The sequence below is a fragment of the Acidovorax sp. KPB24-07 genome, from assembly GCF_057543315.1.
Genome location: NZ_BAAJYS010000831.1, coordinates 1 through 783 on the forward strand (window position 1 = coordinate 1; position 783 = coordinate 783).

1 protein-coding gene and 1 pseudogene are annotated in these 783 nt (G+C 74.7%); both read left to right on the forward strand.

Annotated features, from left to right (window positions below):
- Positions 1-193, forward strand: a pseudogene (locus tag AC27IQ_RS26120) (hypothetical protein); the annotation flags it as partial.
- Positions 190-783: 3-deoxy-D-manno-octulosonic acid transferase (locus AC27IQ_RS26125; RefSeq protein WP_487091381.1), on the forward strand; the 594-nt coding region annotated here is incomplete at its 3' end. The pseudogene AC27IQ_RS26120 and the gene AC27IQ_RS26125, both read left to right, overlap by 4 nt.

Here is a 783-nt window from a genome sequence, read left to right on the forward strand (position 1 = left end):
GCCCACCGGCGGCTACGCCTGTGCCGGCCGCAGCGCCTTCTGGGCGCCGGGCGGCGCCTGCGTGGTGGCCGCCCCGGGCACGGGCACGTATCTGGTCATCGCGATGCGCGATGGCAACGCCGACGGGTGGCAGGGCCGCGTGCTCCCCACAGAACCCGGCCGGCCCGGCACCGCGGGCGTGGCAGGGCAGTGACCCCCGCCCGCGCCCTGTACTCGGCCATCACCTGGCTGGCCCAGCCGCTGCTGCGCGGCAAGCTGCGCCGCCGCGCCGCCACCGAACCTGGCTACGGCGTGGCCGTGGAAGAACGCTTCGGCCACTACCCGCAGGCGATGGACAGCCTGGCCCCCATCAGCACCACCGGCCTGGGCAACCCCTTCGTCTGGGTGCATGCCGTCTCGCTGGGCGAGACCCGGGCCGCCGCCATCCTGCTGGCCGAGCTGCGCCAGTTGCTGCCCGGCATGCGCCTGCTGCTCACCCATGGCACCGCCACCGGCCGCGCCGAAGGCGAGAAACTGCTGCAACCCGGCGACGTGCAGGTCTGGCAGCCGTGGGACACGCCCGGCGCGGTGCGGCGCTTTCTGCAGCAGTTCCGCCCCGAGATCGGCATCCTCATGGAAACCGAGATCTGGCCCAACCTGCTGGCCGGCTGCCGCCAGCGCGGCATTCCCGTGGTGCTGGCCAACGCCCGCCTCAACGCCCAATCGCTCGCCGGCGCACGCCGCCTGTCATGGCTGTCCCGCCCCGCCTACGCGGGCCTGGCCGCCGCCTGGGCCCAGACCGAG